We start from the raw sequence: 23,076 nt of genomic DNA on the forward strand, positions 1-23,076 counted from the left end.
TTCCCGCATCCCGTTTCCCCAGTCCAACTCACCCCAGGAGACACCATGCAGAAGCGCACCTTGATCCGAAGCATCGCCTTCGCCGCGGCACTCGCCGCGCTGGGCGGGCCCGTCCTGGCCCAGCAGTGGAAGCCCGAGCGGCCCATCACCATCATCGTGCCCTGGGCCGCCGGCGGCTCCACCGACCAGGTGACGCGCGTCACGGCGGCGGAGATCGAAAAGACGTTGGGCCAGAAGGTGGTGATCGTCAACCAGCCCGGCGCCTCGGGCTCGATCGGCAGCAAGAGCGCGCTCGACGCGCCCAAGGACGGCTACACCTGGACGGCGGGCGCAGCGCAGGACCTGGGCTCCTACGAGACGTTGGGCATGCTCAAGACCAAGATCGCCGACTGGCACCTGTTCCTCAATGTCGCCAACGTCCAGGTCATCGGCGTGAATGCGGCCGCGCCGTACAAGAACGCCAAGGATCTGCTGGACGCGATGAAGGCCAAGCCCGGCCAGATCAGCGTGGCCACCGCGGGCGTGACCTCGGCCGGCCACAATGCGATGGAGCTCATCGCCAAGATCACCGGCGTCAAGTACCGGCACGTCACCTACGACGGCGGCAACCCGGCGGTGGTGGCGACGGTGGCCGGCGAGACCGAGGTCACGACGCAGCTCGCGGTCGAGCAGGCCGACATGATCCGCGGCAAGCGCATCCGGCCGCTGGCCACGGTGAGCGACAAGGCGCTGGAGCTCGAAGGCTTCGGCACCATCGAGCCGCTCGCCAAGACGCTGCCCGGCTTCAAGGCGCCGGCCAACTATTTCGGCATCTTCATTCCCAAGGGCGTGCCCGACGAGGTGGTCAAGACGGTCGAGAAGATCTGGGTCGACAACGTCTCCAAGAGCGAGGTGCTGAAGAAGTACGCCACCAGCCGCGGCGCCCTCTTCGCGCCGCTCCACGGCGCCGAGGCGCAGACCGCGGTCACGCCGGCCATCCAGGCCAATGCCTGGCTGCTCTTCGACAGCGGCAAGGCCAAGGTCTCGCCCGAGACGCTCGGCATCGCGCGGCCGTGACGACCGACACCGCCCACAGCGCCGAACGCGCCGCGGCGGAGGCCGAGGCCGCGGCGCACGAGCGCAAGACCTCGCCGCGCGCGGACCTCTGGCAGTCGCTGGGCTGGATCGCGCTCGGCATCGCGACCACCATCGGCTCGCTGCGCATGGACCGGCTCGAGCGGCAGGACATCAACCCCTACACCGTGCCGGGCCTGCTGCCGGGCTTGCTCGGCGCGGCGATCGTGTTCTTCGGCCTCTTGATGCTCTACCGCTCGTGGCGCCGGTTGGCCAAGGCGCCGCACGTGCCGCACGCGCGCACCGAGGCCGACCGCGCCGAGATGCGCCGCATGTGGACCGTGCTCGCGCTGTGCATCGGCTTCGCGGCTGGCCTGGTGGGCCATGGCCTGCCCTTCTGGCTCGCGGCCGCGATCTTCGTCACCGTCACCATCAGCCTGCTGCAGTACGCGGAGCGGACGGCGAAGAACCAGCGCCTCCGCGGCCTGGCCTTCGCGCTGGCCGTGGGCCTGGGTGCCGGCGTCATCGTCACGCTCGTGTTCCAGGAGTTCTTCCTGGTGCGCCTGCCCTGACGCGCAGACCAAGGAGACGGCATGTTCGAAGGCTTGCAGATGCTGGGGCACTCCTACCTCAGCTTCCTGAACTTCTGGTCCATCACCTACGGGCTTGGCGGGGCACTGCTGGGAATCCTGGTGGGCTGCATGCCGGGCCTGTCGGCCACGCTGTGCATCGCGCTCCTGACCACGCTCACCATCAAGATGGCGCCCAACGACGCCATCCTGATCCTGATCTGCGCCTACGTCGGCACGCTCTACGGCGGCAGCCGCAGCGCCATTCTTCTCAACATTCCCGGCACCGCGGCCAACGCAGCGTCGTGCGCCGACGGCTATGCGCTCGCGCGCAAGGGCGAGGCCGGCCGCGCCATCGGCATCGCGACCTCGGGGGCCTTCACCGGCACCTTGTTCGGCGTGCTGTGCCTGGCGATGTTCACGCCCGCGCTGGCCGAGATCGCGCTGTCCTTCGGCGCCTTCGAGTTCTTCTGGCTCGCGCTCTTCGGCGTGGCGATGTCGGGCAGCATCGTCGGCGAAGACCCGATCAAGGGCTGGCTCATGGGCTGCCTGGGCCTCCTGGTCGCGCAGATCGGCCAGGAAGGCCTCTACGCCTACGACCGCTTCACCTTCGGCTGGGACGAGCTCTCCGGCGGCATCGCGCTCATCCCCGCCTTGATCGGCGCCTTCGGTTTCGCCGAGGTGCTGACCTCGCTGGCCGATCCCATCGAGCGCAAGATCGTCGAGATGAAGGACTCCGTGCTGCCGCGCTTCCGCGAGGTCGTGAAGTACTGGCGCACCGTGATCCGCTCCGGCGTGATCGGCGTGGTGACCGGCATCCTGCCCGGCATCGGCGAGGACTCGGGCGCGTGGATGTCCTATGCGGCCGCCAAGACGGTGAGCCCCGAGCGCGAGCAGTTCGGCAAGGGCTCGATCGACGGCCTGATGGCGGCCGAGACCGGCGACATGTCGGCCATTCCCGGCGGCATCATTCCGGCGCTGGCGCTCGGCATTCCGGGCTCGGCGCCGGCGGCGGTGCTGATGGCGGCGATGATCATCCACGGCATCCAGCCCGGCCCGATGCTCATGATCAAGACGCCGCAGTTCGTCTACGACGTGGTGGCGATGACCACGCTGGCCACCTTCAGCATCCTGATCTTCGGGCTCTTCCTGGTGCGGCCGCTGCTGCACGTGCTGCGCGTGCGCCGTTCGGTGTTGATGCCGGTGATCTTCGTGCTGTGCACCGTGGGCGCCTTCGCGATCGCCTCGCGCCTGTTCGACGTCTATTGCATGCTGGCCATCGGTGTCGGCGCCTTCTTCCTGCGCCGCCGCGGCTACGAGATGGCGCCTTTCGTGCTGGGCCTGGTGCTGGGCGAGCTGCTGGACAAGAGCCTGCGCCGCGGCCTGGTGCTGTCCGACGGCAGCATCGCGCCCTTCTTCACGCGGCCCATCTGCGCGGCGCTGGCTGCCGTCACCATCCTCACCATGCTGATGTACATCCCGGCGGTGAACGTTCGCCTGCGGCGTGCCTGGGGCGGCGCCAAACGCTTCGTGTTCCGCCGCAGTGCCTGAACGAAGACTGACGCCGATGAAGTTCTCTCTTTGCAACGAGGTTCTGAAGCAGATGCCCTTCGAGGCGCAGTGCCGCGCCGCGGCCGCCCTCGGCTACGACGCACTGGAAGTGGCGCCCTTCACGCTCGCGGTGGACCCGATGGCCATCGGCGACGCGCAGGCGCGCGCCTTCGGCCGCATGGCGCGGGACCACGGCATCGAGATCAGTGGACTGCACTGGCTGCTGGTCGCGCCCGCGGGCCTGTCGATCGTCAGCGCCGACGCCGCTTTGAGGCAACGGACCACCGCCGTCATGCAGCGCCTGGTCGAGCTCTGCGCGCTGATGGGCGGGCGCTACCTGGTGCACGGCTCGCCGAAGCAGCGCTCGGTGCCACCGGGCGATACGCAGGCGGCGGCGCTCGAACGCGCACGCGAATGCCTGGCGGCCGCCGCGCGGTCCGCGCAGCAGTGCGGCGTGGTCTATTGCATCGAGCCGCTGTCCACAACCGAGACCGACCTGCTGAACACCGTGGCCCAGGCGGTCGAGCTGGTGCAAGCCATCGCCTCGCCCGCCTTCAAGACCATGATCGATTGCAGTGCTGCAGGCCAGGTCGAGGCCGAAGACGTGCCCGCACTGATGCGCCGCTGGATGCCCACCGGCCACATTGCCCACGTGCAGGTGAACGACCCCAACCGCCGCGGGCCGGGGCAAGGCGAGATGCGCTTCGCGCCCATCCTGGCGACCGTGCGCGAGATGCAGGACAGCGGCCACTACGAGGGCATCGTCGCGGTCGAGCCTTTCGACTACGTGCCCGACGGCATGGGCTCGGCCGCGCGGGCCATCGGCTATTTGCGCGGGCTCGAGGAAGCCGCAGGAACTCGCCATGGTTGAGGCACCGCGCTTCGTGATCCGCGAGATCGCACTGTACGAGCGCCCGGTGGTGCTGCGCCTGCCCTTCCGCTTCGGCGTGGTGACGCTGACCGAATGTCCCCAGGTCTTCGCGCACGTTCGCATCGTGTTCGCCGACGGGCAAAGCGCCTGGGGCGCCGCCGCCGAGCTGATGGCGCCCAAGTGGTTCGACAAGAACCTCGCGCTCAGCAACGAGGACAACTTCGACCAGCTGCGCCGCGTCACCGCCCTCGCGCGCGAGGCCTACCTGAGCGACGCCACGCCCGGGAGCGCCTTCGGCCACTTCGCGCGGCACCACGATGCGCACCGTCTGGCCGCCGGGCGGCTCGGCTTCAATCCTCTCCTGGCCAGCTACGGACCGGCGCTGCTCGACCGCGCGGTGCTCGACGCGCTGTGCCGCGCGCTGCAGATGTCCTTCTACGCAGCGGTGCGCAGCAACGCGGCCGGCATCGGGTCGGCGCGGCCCGAGTTCGACGGGTTGGGGATGGACGCTTTCCTCGCCGGTCTCGCGCCCGCCGCGCACATCGAGGCACGCCACACCGTCGGCATGGTCGATGCCATCACTGCGACCGAGCTGAAGGAGCCCGTGGCCGACGGCCTGCCGGAAACGCTCGAAGACGTGGTGCGCGTCTACGGCCACCGCTATTTCAAGCTCAAGGTGGGCGGCGACATCGATGCCGACCTCGCGCGCCTCGGCGCGATCGAAGCCGTGCTGGACCGCACCGCCGAACCCTACTTCGTCTCGCTCGACGGCAACGAGCAATACACCGACGCGGCCGGCATCGCCGAGCTGATGGCGCGGATGCGCGAGACGCCTGCGCTCGCGCGCCTCTACGCCTCGATCCTTTTCGTCGAGCAGCCGATCGCGCGCAAGCTCGCGCTCGAGCGCGACCTTCGCGACCTGCGCAGCGCGAGCATCGGCAAGCCGGTGATCATCGACGAGTCCGACGGCGAGCTCGACAGCTTCGTCCAGGCCCGGGCGCGCGGCTATGCCGGCGTGTCCTCGAAAACCTGCAAGGGCTTCTACAAGTCGCTGCTCAATGCGGCGCGCTGCGCGGCATGGAACGCCGAGCCCTCGCAGATCCGCTACTTCATGTCGGCCGAGGACCTGACGACGCAGGCCGGCCTGGCCGTGCAGCAGGACCTGGCGCTGGTCAACCTGCTGGGCATCACGCACGTGGAGCGCAACGGCCACCATTACGTCAACGGCATGGCCGCGCTGCCGGTCGAAGAGCAGCGAGCTTTTCTCGATGCGCACGGCGATCTCTACGAGCGCTCGCACGGCGCGGTGCGCCTGCGTATCGCGAACGGCCGCATCGCCCTCGCCTCACTGGACTGCCCTGGTTTCGCGAGCGCCGCGATGCCCGACTTCGACGCCATGACGGCGCTCGCCATCTGATTCTTCACCACCCCTTCGCTTCGAATTTTTCCCCATGCGCGATTTCTCTCAAGACCACGAGTGGCTCTCCATCAACACCGCCACCGTGCGCAAGCAACGCGGCGCCGAAGTGGCGCTCGACCGCATCATCGACCAGTGCGCCGCGCGCGGCATCCGTGCCATCAGCCCCTGGCGCGACCAGGTCGCCGCCGCCGGCATCGACAAGATCGCGAAGCAGCTCAAGGCGCACGGCATCGGCCTGTCGGGTTACTGCCGCGGCGGCTTCTTTCCGGCGCCCGATGCGGCCGGCCTCGCGGCCGCGCTGGACGACAACCGCCGCGCCATCGACGAAGCCAAGCTGCTGGGTGCGCCCTGTCTCGTGCTGGTGGTCGGCTCCCTGCCCGGCGCGCTCGAAGGCAATGCGGCCTACAAGGATCTGTCTCGCGCACGCAGCGAAGTGCACGACGGCATCGCCGCCTCGCTCGACTACGCGCGCGGGGTCGGCATGCCGCTCGCCATCGAGCCCCTGCATCCCATGCAGGCGGCCGACCGCGCCTGCATCAACACGCTCGAGCACGCGCTGGACCTGTGCGACGAACTCGATCCGCAGCGCTCGGGCATGCTCGGCGTCGCGCTCGACATTTACCACGTATGGTGGGACCCGAAGCTGCAGCAGCAGATCGCGCGCGCCGGCAAGCAACGCCTGCTCGCCTACCACGTCTGCGACTGGCTCACGCCCACGCGCGACCTGCTGAGCGACCGCGGGATGATGGGCGACGGCGTGGTCGAGCTGAAGAAGATCCGCGGCTGGGTCGAGGCCGCCGGCTTCGACGGCTTCAGCGAAGTCGAGATCTTCTCGGCGCTCGACTGGTGGCAGCGCCCCGGCGAGGAAGTGCTCGACACCTGCATCGAGCGCCATTGCAGCGCGGTCTGAGCCGCGCTGCACGCGGCAGGCGGTTGTGCTGCAATCCGCCGCATGGCTGAACCGACCCTCGACGACCTGCGCCGCTATGCCGTGGCGCGCACCCTCTTCAAGGCCACGACCCTCCCGCGCGCGATCCGGCGCCTCGGCTTCGTGCAGGCCGATCCGATCCGCGCGCCGGCGCGCGCACAGGACCTGACGCTGCGCCACCGCGTCGAGGACTACCGTGCGGGCGATCTCGAAAGCCGACACGCCAGGTTGGCGATCGACGAGGACTGCCTCGTCAACTACGGCTTCCTGCCGCGCGAGGCGCGCTCACCAGTCGGTCGGCCGCACGCCGCCCTACGACCTGTGGAATCGCAACTGTGAGCACTACGCCACCTGGCTGATGGGCGAGAAGCCACAGAGCCCACAAGTGAACGGTGCCGTCGTTCTCGGGCTGCTTGGTACGGTCCTCTGGTTGGCGAAATGGCGCATGACTTGCTGACAAGTGATGCGTACATTAAACTTCCCAGGTGCCACTTACCCAGACCGCACGCATACTCGAACTCGCCCGCCGCCAGCGACTGCTGAGCGCGGCTGATCTGCGCTCGCACGGCTGGTCGCCGCAACTTCTCCTCAAGCTCCACCGGACCGGTCAGCTCCAACGCGTCACCCGCGGCCTCTACAGCCTGCCAGACAGCGAGATGACCGAGCACCAATCGCTTGTCGAGGTCTGCCGGCGTGTGCCCAAGGCCGTCATCTGCCTGCTCTCCGCGCTGCAGTTTCACGAGATCGGCACGCAGCTCCCCCATGAGGTCTGGATAGCGCTGCCCGAGGCGACGCAGACGCCCGCCATCGACTATCCATCGCTGCGCATCGCGCGCCTGCGCGGCAAGGCCTACAGCGAAGGCATCGAGACCATCGTCGAGCATGGCTCGACGATCCGCGTCTACAGCCTGTCCAAGACTATCACTGACTGCTTCAAGTTCCGCCACAAGGTCGGGCTCGACGTGGCTCTTGAAGCGCTCAAGGAGGCCTGGCGCCAGCGCAAGCTGAACATCGATGAAGTGACACGCTACGCCAAGATCAATCGCGTGGCCCAGGTCATGCAGCCCTACCTAGAAACCGTCGTCGCATGACGGCAAACCTCGGGGCCTCGGTGCTTGCCCGCCTGTTGAACCTGGCGAAGCAGCGCGGCGACGACTACAACCTGCTGCTGAACCGCTTCGCGCTGGAACGACTGCTGTGCCGCGTCGCTGCGTCCGCGCACGCGGAGCGCTTCCTGCTCAAAGGTGCCCTGCTCTTCTCGCTCTGGTACGACCAGCCCCACCGTCCGACGCGTGACGCCGAACTGCTGGGCTTCGGCCCCGACGACGCCGAGACACTGATCGCGACCTTCCGCGATATCGCCGCCATCGACCTCCACGACGGCATCGCCTTCGATCCCCAGTCTGTTCGCGCCGATGTGATCCGCGAGGACAACCGCTACGGCGGACTGCGCGTGCGCCTCACCGGCCGCATCGGCAACGTGCGCTGCGCTCTGCAGATTGACGTCGGGTTCGGCGACGCAGTCACACCCGAGCCCCAGACCATCGTGTTCCCGGTGCTTCTCGATGACTTGGCCGCGCCCACGCTCAAGGTCTACCCAATCTATACCGTCATCGCCGAGAAGTTCCACGCGATGACAGTGCTCGGCTTGGCCAACACCCGCATGAAGGACTTCTTCGACATCGCCTTCATCGCGCAGCGGACCGATCTCGACGGCGCCACGTTGGCGCGCGCCATTGCGGCCACCTTTGCGCGCCGCGGCACCGCCCTGCCCACCCAGGCTCCGACTGCGCTGACCCCGGCATTCGGCGATGACGACGTCAAGCGTCGCCAATGGCAGGCTTTCCTGAACAAGAGCCGCATCGCTGTCGCAGCCAGCACCCTGCCGGAGACCGTCACTCTGCTCCATACCCTGCTGTGGCCGGCGACCCAGGTCGCCGGCAGCGGCAGCAACGCCACCGCTGCATGGAAAGCTCCGGAGAAGCAGTGGCGCTGATAGGTCTGACAGTGATGTCAGACCGCTTTCGCTCTTAGCGTGCAGGCGCTGGTGTAGGCGCACGCGGCAGGAATCGGCCAGACTCCAAGAGCACGGCCGCGAGCTTGTAGAGCATCGTCTTCTGTGCAACCCCATGCCCGGTCGTGACGATCACCGCTGAGGCGTTCGGCGTGGCCAAGATCACGTCCCTGCGAAGATAAAACGTCCACGCCGGCTCGCGCCTGCGAAACGCCAGTTCGGCTACTACGCGCTGCCCCTGTTGTGGCACGACCGCGTGATCGGCTGGGCCAACGTCACGGCGCGCGAAGGCCGGCTGCAACCGGCCTTCGGCTATGCCGGCGCGAAGCCGCGCGACGCGGCCTTTCGCGCGGCGCTCGACGACGAGCTGCAGCGCATGAGCGAGTTCATGGCCAGGCGGCCACCGGCGCTCAATCCTCGACGGCCAGCTTCAGCCGCATGAGCGCCTGATCCCACTGCTGGGCGATGGCGTCGAGCGAACGCCGGCCTTCTTCCAGCCGCGCCCGCTCGAGCTCCCAGAGCCGTTCGCGCCCGACCTTCAGGTCATGCACCAGACCCGCGCCGGCCAGCACCTGCAGGTGCTTGGTGACGGCTTGCCGCGTGATCTCGGTGCCGGATGTGAGCTGCGCGATCGACATCGCGCCGCCGGCGCACAGCACGGTGACCAGGCGCAGGCGCGTCTCGTCGCCCAGCGCCGCGAAGATCGACGCCGAGTTCTTCAGGGCCGGCTTCTTCAGCTTCACCGGCGCGCTAGGGCGTGGCGACATGCTTCTCGATGTTCTTCATCTGCTCGTCCCAGCCGCCGCTGTTCATGCGGAAGGCCTCCAGCCGGCGTTCCGGCGGGATCTTGTCGAAGCCGGATTCGACCAGCGTGAGCAAGGTGCCGCCCTCGACTTCGGTCAGCTCGAACTCGACCAGCGTGGTCGGCTCCTTCGAATAGTCGACAGCGGGATCGATCGCGGCCGGATGCCAGCGCAGGGCCAGCAGGCGCTCCGGTTCGATGCGCTCGACCAGCACATCGAAGACCAGATGTTCGTAACCCGGATAGGTGATGTGTCCCCGTGCGCGCTGGCCGGCGACGAAGGCCTGCCCCTTCAGCGACACGCGAAACCATTCGCCGAACTCCTCGGCGTTCGACAGCGCGCGCCAGACCCGCGAGCGCGGGGCCTTGAGCAGGATCTTTCTTTCGATGCGGTCCGTGGATGCGTTCATATGCAACCTCCTGGCTGCATATTAGGCAGTGCGAACGTCAAACGCAACCATTTCATTGCATTTCTAGCGAAAGCCCCGCGCCACGCGAGGTCTGCCGCACGCGCGACAACCGGCTCGCCGCCCGGCTTCTAGAATCGCCGGGCCGCCGCACGAAAGCGCAGCGGCAAAGCGTTCTCAGGGCGGGGTGGAATTCCCCACCGGCGGTGATGGCGACACGTTCGCACGAGCCCGCGAGCGCCTGCGGCGTGCAATGCGCCGCAGGGTCAGCAGACCTGGTGAGATCCCGGGGCCGACGGTCACAGTCCGGATGAAAGAGAGCGCGATCCCGTTGCCGGGCAGGCGCGTTCGCGCGCGTGCCGGGCCTCGGGTTCGTGCGCCCTGATTCAGGAAACCCTTCTTCAAAAGGCAAACCATGAGTCAGATCAACGACCTTCCCCTCTCCGCCGTCGCGTCGACGGAAGCACCGCGCGGCCGGCGCATCGCCTTCGTGCAGGCGCAATGGCATTCGGATATCGTCCACCAGGCGCGCGACGCCTTCCTCGAGGAAATGCAGCGCCAAGGCGTGCCGCAGGACAGCATCGACATCTTCGACGTGCCCGGCGCCTTTGAGATCCCGCTGCATGCCAAGCGGCTCGCCAACTCGGGGCGCTATGCCGGCATCGTCGGCTGCGCGCTGGTGGTCGACGGCGGAATCTACCGCCACGAGTTCGTCGCCAGCACGGTGGTCCAGTCGTTGATGCAGGTGCAGCTCGAGACCGACGTGCCGGTCTTCTCGGCCGTGCTCACGCCACACCACTTCCACGAACACATCGAGCACCGCAAGTACTTCCACCGCCATTTCGCGGTCAAGGGCACGGAAGTGGCCGAGGCCTGCGTGAAGACCCTGGAGGGATTGCGGCGCGTCGATGCGCTGCTCGCCGCCTGAGCCCTAGGCTTTCGCGATGAACACCATCGCCAAGCCCTACACCCTCTACGGCGCGCCCGGTTCCGGCGCGACGCCGGCGCATGCCGCGCTCACGCTCATCGGTGCCCCCTGCACCATCGTCGACGTCGCGCCCTGGGAGAGCGAAGCCGAGCGCGACCGCCTGCTGCCGGTCAACGCGATGCGGCAGGTGCCGGTACTGGTGCTGCCTTCGGGCGAGCTCATGACCGAGAGCGCCGCGATCCTGGTCTGGCTCGGCGACCGCCATCCGGAGGCGGGTCTCGCCCCCGCCATCGACGATCCGCAGCGCGCGCAGTACCTGCGCTGGATGAGCTTCGTCTCCGCGGCGATCTATTCGCTATTCTGGGCGCGCGATGTGCCGTCGCGGCTGGCGGCCGATGCGGCGGCCGAGAAGGTGATCCTCGAGCGCACGGAAGAACGCATCGCCGAATGCTGGCGCCTCATGGATGCGCAGATGCCGCGCGGCACACCCTATCTGCTGGGCGACACCATCGGCATGCTCGACCTCTACGTGACGGTGGTCTCGCGCTGGACGCCGCGACGGCTGCGCTTCTACCGCGAGGCGCCGCGCATGGCCGAGGTGGTGCGACGCGTCGACGCGGAGCCGCGCCTGGCCCAGTTCTGGGCCGCGCGCTATCCCTTCACGCCCGGCTGGGAGGCCGCGGAGCCCTGAGCCTCCGTGAGGCCATCCAAGGGTTTGCGCTGACAAGATGGGGGTCAAACCCTGTTCCCGAGTCCCGTAAGAATTGCGTAAGATTCGCGCCCACGCCAACCAGGATCCCCATGCTCGACATCGATTTGCCCGTGCCTGCTGCGGCGGTTCGCAGCCTTCTTGCCAACCACGGGATCGTCCCGGCGCTGGCCCTGCTCAACGACCGGACGCTCTATCGGTTCACGGCGATCTACAAACTGAGCGGCGAAGTGATGCATGCGGCGCACGCTTTCGACCGCATTTCCGAATACCGCAGCTGGCTGAAGGTGGTGCCGCTCGGCAGGAGCTTCTGCCAATATGCGATCGAGCATGGCGAGTTCGTGACCAGCGATGCCTCCAAGGACCAGCGCCTGACGAACCGCCCCTACGCCGGCTTCGTCGAGTCCTACTACGGCCAGCTGCTGACGCGCGCCGACGGCACGCCCTATGGCACCTTCATCCATTTCGATCTGGAGCCGCGCAGCATTCCGGCGGAGGAAATCACCTTCCTGCGCGAGGTGATCCCGGAGTTCATCGACTACCTGGAATGAACTAGGGCCTGTTAACAGGCCCTAGCCGATCCGCGCCAGCAGCACCGGCACCGAGGACGCCAGCAGCGCCACGCCCGACAGCGTCAGGAGCCCCAGCACGACCTGGCGGAAGCGCGCCTCGCTGATGCCGATGTAGAGCCGCGCGCCGAGCAGCACCGGTACCAGCACCGCGATTGCGACGATGCCGAGCAGCGGCAGCGTCTCGGTAGCGACGAAGCCCGCGCCGAGGTAGAACGAGAAGGCCACCACCAGCATCGAGAGATTGAAGTTCTGGATCACCGAGCGCTGCACGTCCTTCTCGAGGCCGCGCAGCGTGCACCAGAGCGTCGGGATCGCGCCGGTGAAGCCGCCGAGGCCGCCGCAGACGCCGCCTATCAGGCCGATCACCGCGTCGGCCGCCCGGCCGCCCGCGCTCACCCGCGGCAGATTGCGCGCCATCAGCATGGCCGGGCACCAGAGCACCAGCAGGCCGCCGAGGCACGCCTTGAACAGCGGCACATCGAGCCGCGGCAGCAGCCAGACGCCGAACGGCACGCCGACGAGGCCGCCAAGGATGAAGGGCAGCAGCAGCGCCCAGTTGAAACCGCGGCGCACCGTGACGGCCGCGATCACCTGGCCGGCGAGCGCGCCGAAGGTCGCGAGCACCGCGGCCAGCTTCGGATCCACCGTCCAGGCCCAGAAGGACATCGCGACCAGCCCGAAGGCGAAGCCCGACAGGCCCTGCACGAAGCCGGCCACGACCGCGCCGAGCGCGACGATCAGGTAGAGAGACAAGCGAATCGGCCGACGCAGGGCCGCCCCAAGGCGGCTGCGGCCCCCTCGGGGGGCAGCGAGGACACGCAGTGCCGAGCGTGGGGGCTCGTCATGCCGAGGCAGGAACCAAGGCCTCGCGCCGCACGCGCCGCACATTGAACGCGCTGGCGATCAGCACCGCCTGCACCACCGCCAGCCCGACGATCACGCTCGCGTACTGGCCATGGTCCATCAGCCGGCCGAAGATCAGCGGCGCCACCGCCTGGCCGATATCCAGGCCCGCGTAGACCACGCCATAGACGCGGCCGGATGCATTGGCCGGCGTCGAGCGCTTGACCAGCAGGTCGCGCGAAGGCCCTGCGATGCCCGAGGCGAAGCCCATCGCGCCGAACATCACCGGCACCACGATGGGCGGGAAGTCGGCCAGCGCGAGCACCAGCGCCAGCACCGCGGCCACACCGAAGGCGGCACCCACGATGCGCTCGCACCGCGAGGGGTCGGACGCCAGGAAGCCGCCCACCACCATGCCGGCGGCGCTGGCCACCATGTAGATCGTGAGGCACACCGCGATCAGCGCCACCGGCACCGCGTGCAGATGGCCGGCCGCGGCCGGAGCGAAGGTCTGCACCACGCTCAGCGCCATCGCATAGAAGAGGAAAAAGCCGAAGCACATCCAGACCGCCGGGATCTTGAGGAAGGTGAATTCGCTGCCCGCGGCCGCGTCCGATCCGGTCGCCTTGTGCACTGCCTTCACATCGAGCGCCAACACGCTGCGGTTCCACCACAGCACCGCCAGCACCACCAAGGCCACCGCGCCCGCCGAGGCCAGCGCCACGCGCCACGAGAAAGCGATGGCCAGCGGCACCACGAAAGCCGGCGCCACCGCCCAGCCCAGGCTGCCGGTGATGCCGTGCACGCTGTAGGCATGGCCCAGGCGCGTGGGCGCCACCTTGCGATTGAAAAGCGTGTAGTCGACCGGATGGAACACGCCGTTGCCGACGCCCGCAACCACCGCGCTCGCGAGCAGCATCCAGTAGCTCTGCGCCAGCGCATAACCCACGGCGGCCAGGGCCAGCAGGCCGAGCCCCACGAACAGTACCGGCCGCGGACCCAGCTTGTCGACCACGAAGCCCGAGGCCGCCTGCACCACGCAAGAGACCACGAAGAACACGGTGAGCACCGCGCCGAGTTCGGTGTAGCTCACGTCGAAGGCGTCCTTGAGCCACGGAAACAGCGGCGGCAGCACGAGCTGGGCGAAATGGCTGATGGCATGCGCCAGGCCGACCAGGCCGATCAGCTTGGCGTCGGAGCGCAGGGTGGGCGTGGCGGCGGAAGCGTGGGATGAAGACATGAATTGCAACAAGAAACTGGAGCGGGCACCGATCGTATTCCCGGATGCCGCGGCAGAATGCCGATACAGAGACAACATTTGTCGAAATCATGCCGCCCCTTGCCGCCACGCCGATCTACAGCGTCGCCTCGCTCACGCCCCATCTCTATGCGCCAGACGCGCTGCGCCCACTGCGGGCCAAGGAACACTTTCTCAAGGCCGACACCCTCGTCGAGCTGCACTCCCATCCCTGGCCGCAGCTGACCTTCTCGACGCGCGGCGTGATCCGCCTGAGCACCGAGGACGGCAGCTACATCGTGCCGCCCTCGCGCGCGCTCTGGGTGCCAGCCGACATGCCGCACAGCGTCACGCTGATCGAGGACGCCGAGCTGCGCACCGTCTACCTGCACAGCTGGCTCGGGCCGGCCTGGGAGAAATGCGAGGTGCTCGAGATCAGCCCCTTGCTGCGCGCCCTGATGCTCGCGCTCGACACCACGCCCGACGGCCTGCCGCCGTCCGACCCGCATGCGGCGCAGCGCGAGCGCTGGATCGCGCCGCTGCTGGTCGACGAGCTCGAGCGCGCGACGCAGATCCGCATCGATGTGCCGCTGCCGGCCGACAAGCGCCTGCGCCAGTTGTGCGAGACGCTGCTGCGCAACCCGGCCAGCCGCGCCACGCTGGCCGAACGCGCCGAGGCCATCGGCGCCAGCGAGCGCACCGTGGCGCGGCTGTTCCGCGACCAGCTCGGCATGAGCTGGCAGCAATGGCGCCAGCAGGCCGTGCTCGCGCATGCGCTGCCCCTGCTCGCGCGCGGCATGGCCGTGAGCCAGGTGGCGTCGGCCAGCGGCTATGCGACCGACAGCGCCTTCTGCGCGATGTTCAAGGCCGCGACGGGGAAATCGCCGACGGCGTTCCAGCACAAGAAGAAGTAGCTGCCGCGGCGCCTCGGAAGCGCTTTCGTATCATCGGCCGGTGCACCTCGAACAACATCCCGCGCGCTGAAGGCATGGCCCTCCACCGCGACCAGCTCGTGCGCTGGCTTCCCTTCCTCGGCTGGCCCCGCCCGAGTCGCGCGCTGCTCACCGGCGAGGCGCTGGCCGGCGTCACCGTGGCGCTGATGATGATCCCGCAGGGCGTGGCCTATGCGGCGCTGGCCGGGATGCCGCTGGTCACCGGCATCTACGCCTCGCTGCTGCCGGCGCTGATCGGCGTGCTGTTCAGTGCATCGACGAGGCTCTCGGTCGGGCCGACCGCCTTGTCCAGCCTGCTGGTCGCGGCCTCGCTCGGGCCGCTGGCCATTCCGGGCAGCGCCGAGTGGGTGACGCTCGCGGTGTGGCTCTGTCTCATGTCCGGCGCAATCCAGCTGGTGCTCGGACTCGGCGGTTTCGGCTGGGTGCTGCGACTGGTCAATTCGCCGGTGCTGATCGGCTTCACGCAGGCGGCCTCGGTGCTGATCATCCTGTCGCAGCTGCCGGCGCTCTTCGGCTTCACGGGCCGTAGCATCGGCCAGCTGCTGCATGGCGCGCCGCCCGACTTCCTGGCCATTGCCTTCGGGCTCGGCAGCATCGCCGCGCTGTGGCTCGCCAAGGAGCGCTGGCCGCGCTTTCCGGCCGCGATGATCGTGGTCGGCGCCTGCGCGGCCATCAGCGCCGCCATCGGCTATGCGCTGCGCGGCGGCGCCGTGATCGGCACCCTGCCCTCGGGCCTGCCGGCCTTCTACTGGCCCGGCCCGCTCCCGCTCGGCAGCTTCGGCACGCTGCTGCTGCCGGCCCTGATGATCACGCTGGTGAGCTTTCTCGAAACCGCATCGAGCGCCAAGGTCGACAACGCGCGCGCCGGCAAGCTCTGGAACGAAAACCAGGACCTGATCGGCCAGGGCCTGGCCAAGATCGCCTCCGGCTTTTCGGGCGCCTTCCCCACCAGTTCCTCGTTTTCGCGCTCGGCCATCAATCTCTACGCCGGTGCGCAGACCGGCTGGGCCACCGTGTTCTGCGTGCTGCTGATCGGCGCCGCGCTGCTGTGGGCGATGCCGCTGCTCTACCACGTGCCGCAGGCGGTGCTCGCGGCGATCGTGGTCATCGCCATGCTGGGGCTGGTGCGGCCGGGGCAGTTCGTATCGCTCTGGCGCATCTCGCGCGTCGAAGCGGTCACGGCGCTGGTCACCTTCGTGCTCACGATCGCGACCGCGCCCTCGATCTATTGGGGCGTGCTGGCTGGCCTCTTGATGAGCCTGAGCCACTACATGTACCGGCACCTGCATCCACGCATCATCGAGGTGGGCCTGCATCCCGACGGCAGCCTGCGCGACCGCCACCTGTGGAACCTGCCGCCGCTGGCGCCGCAGCTGCACGCGATGCGCATGGACGCCGAACTCGACTTCGCCACCGCGAGCACGCTGGAGCGCGCCATCACCGTCACGCTGGCGATGCGGCCCGAGCTCACCGACATCTGCCTGTTCGCGCAGCCGATCAACCGCATCGACGTGACCGGCGCGGAGGTCTTCGGTGCCATCCGCCGGCTGGTGGAATCCAAGGGCGTGCGGCTGCACCTGAGCGGGCTCAAGCTGCCGGCGCAGCAGGTGCTGGAACGCGCCGGGCTGCTGGCGCCGGGGCCGATGCTCTTCGTCTACCGGACCGACAGCGACGCGCTGGCCGCGCTGGCCGATGCGTCGGTCCTGCAGCAGGAGAGCGTCGCATGAAACTCCACATCCTCTCGGACCTACACCTGAGCCGCGGCGTGCTGCCGCATCCGCAAACCGATGCCGATCTGGTCATCCTGGCCGGCGACATCGCGCGCCCGGCCGAAGCGATGGCCTGGGCCGCGGGCTTCGACAAGCCGGTGCTCTATGTGGCCGGCAATCACGAGTTCTACGGCGCCAGCATCGACGGCACGATGCGCGAACTCAAGGCAGGCGCGGCCGGAACGCGCATCCGCGTGCTCGACGACGAGGAGGTCGTTGTCGACGGCGTGCGTTTTCTCGGCAGCACGCTGTGGACCGACTACATGCTGTTCGGCGCGGGTGAGGCGCGCACGTCGGCGACGGCCCTGGCCGCCCAGTTCATGCGCGACTTCAGCCGCATCCGGCTGAACGAGGATTCGCCTGCCCTCTTCACGCCGGCGGACGCGGCCGCGCTGTTCCGGCGCCACGCGGCCTGGCTGGCGGGCAAGCTGGCCGACCCAAATGCAGGGCCGACCGTGGTCATCACGCACCACGCGCCTTCGCCGAAGAGCATTCATCCGCGCTTTGCCGGCTCGCCGATCAACGCCTCCTTCGTGTCCGACCTGCAGGCGTTGATGCCCGGCGGCGGGCCCGAACTCTGGATCCACGGTCACACGCACGACAGCTTCGACTACCGCGTGAACGACACGCGCGTGCTGTGCAACCCGCGCGGCTATGCGCGCGACGGGGTCAACGAGAACGCGCTCTTCGACCCGCTGCTCGTGGTCGAGGTCGGCACGCGGAACACCGGCCGCTGACGCGGCCTCAGGCGCGGGTCCGCAGCGCCGGCGGGCAACAGCCGCAAGCGCCGCCATGCCGCAGGCGCTGGTAGCCCGAACCGGCGCCCTGCTCCGACCGCAGTCCGGATCTTGGCTCCCGGCTGCCCATGCCCAGCGAAACCGGAACACTCAGCGCGCGGCCGGACTCGGCGCCGCATGCAGGGCACGGGGCGGGCTGGTCGAACAGCGCCAGAGGCCGCCGCGCGGTGAAGGGACCGCAGCGTGCACAAGCGTAGTCGTAGGTGGGCACAGGCGTTTACCAGCCGCCCGATTCGCCGCGCGGCACGTAGCGGCCGCTGCCGGTCTTGCCGAGCCAGTGCTCGCCATCGACGATGAGCTCGCCGCGCAGCAGCACCTTGCTCACCCGGCCCGTCACGCTGCGGCCTTCGAAGAGCGTGAAGTCGCAGTTGCCGTGCTGCGTGTTCGCCGAAATGACATGCTGGGCGCCGGGATCGAAGAGCACCAGATCGGCGTCGCTGCCGACCGCGATGGTGCCCTTGCGCGGAAACAGGCCGAAGAGCTTCGACGGCGCCGTCGAGGTCAGCTCGACGAAGCGGTTGAGCGAGATGCGGCCGGAGCGGACGCCGCCGTCGTAGAGGGTTGCCATGCGTGTTTCGACGCCCGGCACGCCGTTCGGGATCTTCGAGAAATCATCGCGGCCGTACGGCTTCTGGTTGACGCGGCCCAGATGCCCTTCCTTCATGCAGAACGGGCAATGGTCGGTCGACACGAGCTGCAGATCGTCGGTGCGCAGTGCGGTCCACAGCGCCTGCTGCGACTCCTTGGAGCGCAGCGGCGGACTCATGACGTAGCGCGCCAGGTCGAAGTCCTCGCTGTCGTAGGCGCTCTCGTCGAAGAACAGGTAATGCGGGCAGGTTTCGGCGAACACCGGCACGCCCATGTCGCGCGCCTCGATCACATGCTTGAGCGCTTCCTTGGCCGAGAGATGCACGAAGTACACCGGCGCATCGGCGAGTTCGGCGAGCTTGATGCCGCGGTGCGTCGCTTCCCCCTCCATGAGGGCCGGCCGCGTGAGCGCGTGGTACTTGGGCGCGGTGTGGCCCTGCGCCAGCGCTTCCTGGATGAGAAGCTCGATGATGGTGCCGTTCTCGGCATGCAGCGCGATCATGCCGCCGTGCTGGCCGACCATGCGCATGGCCCGGAAGATGGCCGCGTCGTCGACCATGACCGAGCCCGGATAGGCCATGAACATCTTGAAGCTCGAGACGCCTTCGTGCCGGATCGCGTGCTGCATGTCGGCCAGAGCCTGGTCGTCGACCGCGGTCACGATGACGTGAAAACCGTAGTCGATGCAAGCGCCCTCCACGCCCTTGGCCTGGGCGCGTGCTATCGCCTCGAGCACGCTCACCTCCTTGCGCTGGAACGCGAAGTCCACGATCGTCGTCGTGCCGCCGAAGGCGGCCGAACGCGTGCCGGACTCGAAACTGTCGCAGGTGGTGGAGTCTCCGAAGGTGTTGTCCATGTGCGTGTGGCAGTCCACGCCGCCCGGCAACACAAGAAGACCGGTGGCGTCGATGACCGCGGCGTCGGGGCCCGCGTCGAGCGAGCGGCCGATGGCGACGATCCGGCCGTCATCGACCAGCAGGTCTGCGGTGTAGTCGTCCACGGCCGTGACGATGCGGCCGTTGAGAATGATTTTGCGGGACATGGGTGTTGACTCCTGAAAAATCCGAGCTACGCGCTGACGCCGGCTTCGGCCAGCGCACGCTCCAGGGCGGCGACTTCCTCGGCCGGCAGCGGCCCCATCGGCAGCCGCATGGCATCGCTCGGAAAACGTCCGAGCAGCTTCAGGCAGGTCTTGAGCCGTGCCGTCGCGTAGCCGCCCGGCGCCGTGCCGTAGATTGCCTTGGCAAGCGGATAGATGCGCTCGTTGAGACGGCGCGCCTCGTCGAGATCCTTGCGCCGGATGGCCTGGTCGAGCGCGATCACGAGCTCCGGTACCACGACGGCCAAGCTCACTAGGCTGCCCTCGGTGCCGATGGCGAAGCAGGTGAACAGGTGTTCGTCGCCCGAAGCCATCATCGCCACCTGCGGCGCCACGCGCTTCACCAGGCGGCGGTTGGCCTCGTAGGCCGCAGCCTCCCAGCTGCCCTCCTTGACGCCGACCACGTGCGGCAGCTGCGCGAGCTCGGCGAGCACCTCCGGCGGATAAGCCATCGCGCCCGCATTGACGCCGGCCTGGTAGAGCATCAAGGGCATCTGCGCGTTGGCGTTGGCCGTCTTGTGGTGCGTCACGGCCATGCGCGAATCCTGCGAAAGCGCCCAGGAGAACGGCGGGAAGACCAGCACCGCGTCGGCACCGGCGGCCTTGGCATCGTCGACATGGTGCCGGGCCTCGAGGCTGTCCTCGGCGTTGATGCCGCAAACCAGAATGGCGCGCTGGCCGCAGACCTCGAAGGCGATCTCGGTCACGCGGCGCTTCTCTTCGCGCGAGAGCAGGAAATTCTCGCCGGCGTGTCCGTTGATCAGCAGGCCCGTCATGCCGGGCACGGAGGCGTTGGCCTCCAGGTGGGACGCCAGCGTGGTCTCGTCGATGCGGCCATCGCCCTGCAGCGGGCACAGCGTGGCGGCATAGATGCCGTGAAAAGGGTCAGGTCGTTGAGGAATCATGGAGGGGACATTTCAAGTGCCGGACATCGGCATGCCCAGCAGGCGGGCGGGATCGAAAAGAGGCAGGTCGGGCTCCTGGCCGAGGATGTGCTGGGCCATGATCCGGCCCATGAACGGGCCGCTGGTGTAGCCCGAGTGCGCGCTGCCGACCACATAGGCCTGCGGCACGCCGGGCACGTCGCCGATGATGGGCATCGCATCCGCGGTCTCGGCCTCGAGGCCGAGCCAGATGCGCGCGATGCGGGCTTCGGCCAGCGCCGGTACCGCGTAGGCCGCGAGGCGCACGTTGCCCACCAGGTTCTGCGGGCGGACCTCGACGCCGCCGCGCTCTCGGTCGCCATCGCCCTGCCAGCCGCCGCCGATCAGCACGGTGCCGTTGGCGAACTGCTTGAGCGAGAGCAGACCGCTCGCGACGCTGAGCACGGTGCGCATCACGGGGCGGATGCGCTCGGTGATGATGAGCTGGTTGATCAACACCTTGATCGGAATCTGCACGCCGAGCCAGGCCAGCATGTTCTGGATCCACACGCCGCCGGCCAGCACCACCCGCTTCGCGTGCAGCGGTGCGCGGCCGGCGGCGGCGTCGAGACGAATCACGTGGCCCGCATCGCCCGAATCGATGGCCGCAACCGGCGCGTTTTCGAGCACCTCGACGCCGGCGTGCGTGAGCGCATGGCGGAACGCCCGGCCCGTGAGGTAGGCGCTTGCGAAACCATCGATCTCGCAGTAACCCGCCTTCAGCAGGCCGGAATGCAGGCCGGGCTCGATCTCCCGCGCACGCTCGGGCGTGATCACCTCGATCGGCGCGCCATACGCGCGGCGGGCCTTGGCGCGCAATTCGACCAGTTCGCACTCCGCCTCGGTGAAGGCCAGCGTGAGCCCGGGCACGTGGGTCGCGAGCACCCCCATGCCGAGCCACTTCTCCGCATCCATCCACATCTGCCACGCGCGCATGGCATAGGGCACGAGCGCGGCGCGCGTCATGTGCAGCGTGAGCGTGCCGGCGTTGACGCCCGAGGCTTCGCGGCACAGCGGTCCGCGATCGACCACCGCCACCCGCATGCCGCCCTCGGCCAGATGCAGGGCGGTGGCGCAGCCCATGACCCCGCCGCCGATCACGACCGCGTCGTAGGCCGCCGCATGGCGCGTGGCCTCGCTCACAGCGGGGCCGCCTTCGGAATGGGGATGTCGGCGTAGGTGTAGTCGCCCGCCACCTCGGCGAGCGAGACCGGACGCAGCGGCGCGCGGCCCGTGAAGCAGCCCACTGCCTCGCGACTGCCGACATGCGCTGCGAGCAGTGCCCCGGCCACATCGCCGCAGCTTCGGCCCTGGCACGGTCCCATGCCGCAGCGGGTCCAGGCCTTGAGCTGGTTCATGTCGCGTGCACCGTCGCGCGCTGCCGCATCGATCTCGGCGCGGGTCACGTCTTCGCAGCGGCACACGATGGTGTCCGCGGCAATGCCGGCAACCGTGCCTTCGCGCAGTGCCATCAGGCCCGCCATCGCACGCCCGAATCGTGCAGGCCTGTGCCATTGCGCCAGCAGGCGGGCGCGTTCGCTTGCATGGACCTCTGGCACCAGCCGGCCGAGGTCGTGCGCACAGGCCAAGGCTGCCAGTTCGCCATGGGCGCCGGCCGCGGCGGCGCCGGCAATGCCCGCGCCGTCCCCTGCGACGTAAAGGCCCGCGACCGAGCTGCGGCCGTCGGCGTCGGTGTCGGCGATCCAGCCGCCGCGTTCCGCGGCATAGCGATGGCGGGCGCGCAGCAGCCGGGTCACGTCGGTGCCCGGTACCAGGCCGTGCCCGACCGTCACGCCGTCGGCCACGAACACGGCTGACGGGACATCGGCAATCGGCTTGCCGGCCGCATCGACACGCAGCGCACGTACCTGAAACCCATTGCCCACCGCCTGGACGGAATGGATGCCGTGCCGGTGGAGCACCGGCACACCGGCGATGCGCAGGCTGGCGTACCACTGCGCCCCTCGCCACAGCAGATCGGGGCGGCCAGTGAGCGACGGCAGCGCACGCAGCCAGTCGGCCTGCCCGGCCAGGTCGAGCACCGCGGCCACCTCGCCGCCTGCCTTGAGGATCCCGTTCGCCACCGCCAGCAGCAGCGGCCCGCTGCCCGCCACCACCGTACGGCGCCCCGGCAGCATGTTCTGCGACTTGAGCAGGATCGTCGCGGCGGCCAGGCCCATGACGCCCGGCAGGGTCCAGCCGGGAAAGGGCACGACGCGCTCGGTCGCTCCTGTCGCCACCAGCAGCGCACGCGGCTGCCAGCTGACGGTGCCATCCGGACCGATCAGGTCGGTGCGCAGACTCGTACCGACGTTCCACACCTTGTGGCCGAAGAGGCAGCGCACGCCGGCCCGGCGCAGTTCTTCGCGCAGGGCATCGCCCTGCCTCGCCTCGGTCGACAGCGCGGTGCCGCTTGCACGTGTGAATCCTGCGGGAAGCGGCCGCCACACCTGCCCGCCCGCGTCGTGGTTCTCGTCGACCAGCAGTACGCTGAGGCCGCAGCCCTGCGCGCGCAGCGCCGCCCGCGCGCCGGCCGGACCGGCACCGATCACGAGCAGATCGACGGACTGGAGCGCTGCCTCAGCCATGACGCTCTTCCCTGAAGGGGAGCGTTTCGACCTCCAGCCCGCCCGCCACCGGCACCTGGCAGGCGAGCAGCTTGCGCGCACCGACCCACACCAGGCATTCCTGGCAGGAGCCCATGAGGCAGAACAGGCCGCGGGGCGCCCCGTCGCGCGGACTGCACCGCAGCTCGCGCCGGCCCGCCGCGAACAGCGCCGCGGCGACGCTTTCGCCCCCGAATGCCCGGACGGTGCAACCATCGACAAGGAACTGCACCGCCGGCCCCCGCTGCACCGCCTGATCGGCACGCAGTGCCGCAGGCGCGGAATAGGAAGACTTCGTCATGAAGAAAAAGCGTCGGATGAGCGATTGAAACAAGCCGAGCAAGTCCAGGCTGGACCCGCTGGATTTTATTGTATACATTTCATATATCGATGTTATTTCTTTTGCAGACATCGATCGAACTGGCATTCGTCTTGCG

25 protein-coding genes, 2 pseudogenes and 1 riboswitch are annotated in these 23,076 nt (G+C 68.7%); of the genes and pseudogenes, 17 read left to right on the forward strand and 10 right to left on the reverse strand.

The features are described 5' to 3' along the window. Positions 1 to 45: 45 nt before the first annotated feature. The 11 genes and pseudogenes from ACSQ9A_RS17960 to ACSQ9A_RS18010 all read left to right on the forward strand — a co-directional run. Positions 46 to 1,056 carry a Bug family tripartite tricarboxylate transporter substrate binding protein gene (locus ACSQ9A_RS17960; RefSeq protein ID WP_436304630.1) on the forward strand — a complete coding sequence of 337 codons (1,011 nt, stop codon included), beginning with the start codon at positions 46 to 48 and terminating at the stop codon, positions 1,054 to 1,056. After that, positions 1,053 to 1,625 carry a tripartite tricarboxylate transporter TctB family protein gene (locus ACSQ9A_RS17965; protein ID WP_436304631.1) on the forward strand — a complete coding sequence of 191 codons (573 nt, stop codon included), beginning with the start codon at positions 1,053 to 1,055 and terminating at the stop codon, positions 1,623 to 1,625. The genes ACSQ9A_RS17960 and ACSQ9A_RS17965 overlap by 4 nt, the downstream gene beginning before the upstream one ends. A gap of 21 nt (positions 1,626 to 1,646) precedes the next feature. Continuing rightward, complete coding sequence (locus ACSQ9A_RS17970; protein WP_093109772.1) at positions 1,647 to 3,173, forward strand: tripartite tricarboxylate transporter permease; 1,527 nt, start codon at positions 1,647 to 1,649, stop codon at positions 3,171 to 3,173. Between the two features lie 16 nt (positions 3,174 to 3,189). After that, complete coding sequence (locus tag ACSQ9A_RS17975) at positions 3,190 to 4,044, forward strand: sugar phosphate isomerase/epimerase family protein (RefSeq protein WP_436304632.1); 855 nt, start codon at positions 3,190 to 3,192, stop codon at positions 4,042 to 4,044. After that, complete coding sequence (locus ACSQ9A_RS17980; RefSeq protein ID WP_436294556.1) at positions 4,037 to 5,461, forward strand: enolase C-terminal domain-like protein; 1,425 nt, start codon at positions 4,037 to 4,039, stop codon at positions 5,459 to 5,461. Before ACSQ9A_RS17975 ends, ACSQ9A_RS17980 begins: the two co-directional genes overlap by 8 nt. Positions 5,462 to 5,495: 34 nt before the next feature. After that, on the forward strand, positions 5,496 to 6,374 hold the full coding sequence (locus ACSQ9A_RS17985; protein WP_436304633.1) for a sugar phosphate isomerase/epimerase family protein: 879 nt from the start codon (positions 5,496 to 5,498) through the stop codon (positions 6,372 to 6,374). 42 nt (positions 6,375 to 6,416) lie between these two features. After that, positions 6,417 to 6,671, forward strand: a pseudogene (locus tag ACSQ9A_RS17990) (DNA glycosylase AlkZ-like family protein); the annotation flags it as partial. Beyond that, a complete protein-coding gene (locus ACSQ9A_RS17995) occupies positions 6,589 to 6,849 on the forward strand; it encodes a lecithin retinol acyltransferase family protein (protein WP_436304634.1) in 261 nt (86 codons plus the stop codon). The pseudogene ACSQ9A_RS17990 and the gene ACSQ9A_RS17995, both read left to right, overlap by 83 nt. A gap of 28 nt (positions 6,850 to 6,877) precedes the next feature. Then, a complete protein-coding gene (locus ACSQ9A_RS18000; protein WP_436294559.1) occupies positions 6,878 to 7,483 on the forward strand; it encodes a type IV toxin-antitoxin system AbiEi family antitoxin domain-containing protein in 606 nt (201 codons plus the stop codon). Then, positions 7,480 to 8,388 (forward strand): nucleotidyl transferase AbiEii/AbiGii toxin family protein, encoded by a 909-nt coding sequence (locus ACSQ9A_RS18005; RefSeq protein ID WP_436304635.1) that lies wholly within the window; start codon positions 7,480 to 7,482, stop codon positions 8,386 to 8,388. The genes ACSQ9A_RS18000 and ACSQ9A_RS18005 overlap by 4 nt, the downstream gene beginning before the upstream one ends. 223 nt (positions 8,389 to 8,611) lie before the next feature. Next, positions 8,612 to 8,848: pseudogene (locus tag ACSQ9A_RS18010) on the forward strand (hypothetical protein); the annotation flags it as partial. Here ACSQ9A_RS18010 and ACSQ9A_RS18015 read toward each other — a convergent pair. After that, positions 8,817 to 9,173 carry an ArsR/SmtB family transcription factor gene (locus ACSQ9A_RS18015; RefSeq protein WP_436296329.1) on the reverse strand — a complete coding sequence of 119 codons (357 nt, stop codon included), beginning with the start codon at positions 9,171 to 9,173 and terminating at the stop codon, positions 8,817 to 8,819. The pseudogene ACSQ9A_RS18010 and the gene ACSQ9A_RS18015 overlap by 32 nt on opposite strands. Beyond that, the gene (locus ACSQ9A_RS18020; protein ID WP_436294561.1) at positions 9,157 to 9,618 is read right to left on the reverse strand and encodes an SRPBCC family protein; all 462 of its coding nucleotides are present in this window, start codon (positions 9,616 to 9,618) and stop codon (positions 9,157 to 9,159) included. Before ACSQ9A_RS18020 ends, ACSQ9A_RS18015 begins: the two co-directional genes overlap by 17 nt. 166 nt (positions 9,619 to 9,784) lie before the next feature. Next, positions 9,785 to 9,941, forward strand: a riboswitch (FMN riboswitch). A gap of 89 nt (positions 9,942 to 10,030) precedes the next feature. Here ACSQ9A_RS18020 and ACSQ9A_RS18025 point away from each other — a divergent pair. The 3 genes from ACSQ9A_RS18025 (at position 10,031) to ACSQ9A_RS18035 (ending at position 11,803) form a co-directional block, all read left to right on the forward strand. After that, a complete protein-coding gene (locus ACSQ9A_RS18025) occupies positions 10,031 to 10,543 on the forward strand; it encodes a 6,7-dimethyl-8-ribityllumazine synthase (RefSeq protein ID WP_093109780.1) in 513 nt (170 codons plus the stop codon). Between the two features lie 16 nt (positions 10,544 to 10,559). Then, the gene (locus tag ACSQ9A_RS18030) at positions 10,560 to 11,234 is read left to right on the forward strand and encodes a glutathione S-transferase family protein (RefSeq protein ID WP_436304636.1); all 675 of its coding nucleotides are present in this window, start codon (positions 10,560 to 10,562) and stop codon (positions 11,232 to 11,234) included. Positions 11,235 to 11,344: 110 nt separating this feature from the next. Then, a complete protein-coding gene (locus ACSQ9A_RS18035; protein ID WP_436304637.1) occupies positions 11,345 to 11,803 on the forward strand; it encodes a hypothetical protein in 459 nt (152 codons plus the stop codon). Between the two features lie 21 nt (positions 11,804 to 11,824). Here ACSQ9A_RS18035 and ACSQ9A_RS18040 read toward each other — a convergent pair whose 3' ends face one another. Continuing rightward, positions 11,825 to 12,577, reverse strand: coding sequence for a sulfite exporter TauE/SafE family protein (locus tag ACSQ9A_RS18040; RefSeq protein ID WP_436304638.1), 753 nt, complete (start codon positions 12,575 to 12,577; stop codon positions 11,825 to 11,827). 88 nt (positions 12,578 to 12,665) lie between these two features. Beyond that, the gene (locus tag ACSQ9A_RS18045; protein WP_436304639.1) at positions 12,666 to 13,907 is read right to left on the reverse strand and encodes an MFS transporter; all 1,242 of its coding nucleotides are present in this window, start codon (positions 13,905 to 13,907) and stop codon (positions 12,666 to 12,668) included. Between the two features lie 89 nt (positions 13,908 to 13,996). On the opposite strand from ACSQ9A_RS18045, the gene ACSQ9A_RS18050 reads away from it, so the two are divergent. The 3 genes from ACSQ9A_RS18050 (at position 13,997) to ACSQ9A_RS18060 (ending at position 17,363) form a co-directional block, all read left to right on the forward strand. Continuing rightward, positions 13,997 to 14,818 carry an AraC family transcriptional regulator gene (locus tag ACSQ9A_RS18050; protein ID WP_093109900.1) on the forward strand — a complete coding sequence of 274 codons (822 nt, stop codon included), beginning with the start codon at positions 13,997 to 13,999 and terminating at the stop codon, positions 14,816 to 14,818. 74 nt (positions 14,819 to 14,892) lie between these two features. Beyond that, positions 14,893 to 16,584, forward strand: coding sequence for a SulP family inorganic anion transporter (locus tag ACSQ9A_RS18055; protein ID WP_436304640.1), 1,692 nt, complete (start codon positions 14,893 to 14,895; stop codon positions 16,582 to 16,584). Further along, entirely contained in the window at positions 16,581 to 17,363 is a 783-nt protein-coding gene (locus ACSQ9A_RS18060; protein ID WP_436304641.1) for a metallophosphoesterase, read from the forward strand. Before ACSQ9A_RS18055 ends, ACSQ9A_RS18060 begins: the two co-directional genes overlap by 4 nt. Positions 17,364 to 17,370: 7 nt before the next feature. On the opposite strand, the gene ACSQ9A_RS18065 is transcribed toward ACSQ9A_RS18060, so the two are convergent. Genes ACSQ9A_RS18065 through ACSQ9A_RS18090 form a run of 6 tightly spaced genes read right to left on the reverse strand, consistent with a single transcriptional unit; the run spans position 17,371 to position 22,940 of the window. Beyond that, complete coding sequence (locus ACSQ9A_RS18065) at positions 17,371 to 17,634, reverse strand: FmdB family zinc ribbon protein (protein ID WP_093109787.1); 264 nt, start codon at positions 17,632 to 17,634, stop codon at positions 17,371 to 17,373. 6 nt (positions 17,635 to 17,640) lie between these two features. Beyond that, positions 17,641 to 19,053 carry a dihydropyrimidinase gene (hydA, locus tag ACSQ9A_RS18070; protein ID WP_436304642.1) on the reverse strand — a complete coding sequence of 471 codons (1,413 nt, stop codon included), beginning with the start codon at positions 19,051 to 19,053 and terminating at the stop codon, positions 17,641 to 17,643. 26 nt (positions 19,054 to 19,079) lie between these two features. Further along, positions 19,080 to 20,015, reverse strand: coding sequence for a dihydrodipicolinate synthase family protein (locus ACSQ9A_RS18075; RefSeq protein WP_093109789.1), 936 nt, complete (start codon positions 20,013 to 20,015; stop codon positions 19,080 to 19,082). Positions 20,016 to 20,027: 12 nt separating this feature from the next. Next, the gene (locus tag ACSQ9A_RS18080; RefSeq protein ID WP_436304643.1) at positions 20,028 to 21,176 is read right to left on the reverse strand and encodes an NAD(P)/FAD-dependent oxidoreductase; all 1,149 of its coding nucleotides are present in this window, start codon (positions 21,174 to 21,176) and stop codon (positions 20,028 to 20,030) included. Then, complete coding sequence (locus tag ACSQ9A_RS18085) at positions 21,173 to 22,621, reverse strand: FAD-dependent oxidoreductase (protein WP_436304644.1); 1,449 nt, start codon at positions 22,619 to 22,621, stop codon at positions 21,173 to 21,175. Before ACSQ9A_RS18085 ends, ACSQ9A_RS18080 begins: the two co-directional genes overlap by 4 nt. Beyond that, a complete protein-coding gene (locus ACSQ9A_RS18090) occupies positions 22,614 to 22,940 on the reverse strand; it encodes a (2Fe-2S)-binding protein (RefSeq protein ID WP_436304645.1) in 327 nt (108 codons plus the stop codon). Before ACSQ9A_RS18090 ends, ACSQ9A_RS18085 begins: the two co-directional genes overlap by 8 nt. Positions 22,941 to 23,076: the final 136 nt, after the last annotated feature.

Source organism: Variovorax sp. LjRoot290 (assembly GCF_964253985.1).
GTDB lineage: Bacteria > Pseudomonadota > Gammaproteobacteria > Burkholderiales > Burkholderiaceae_C > Variovorax.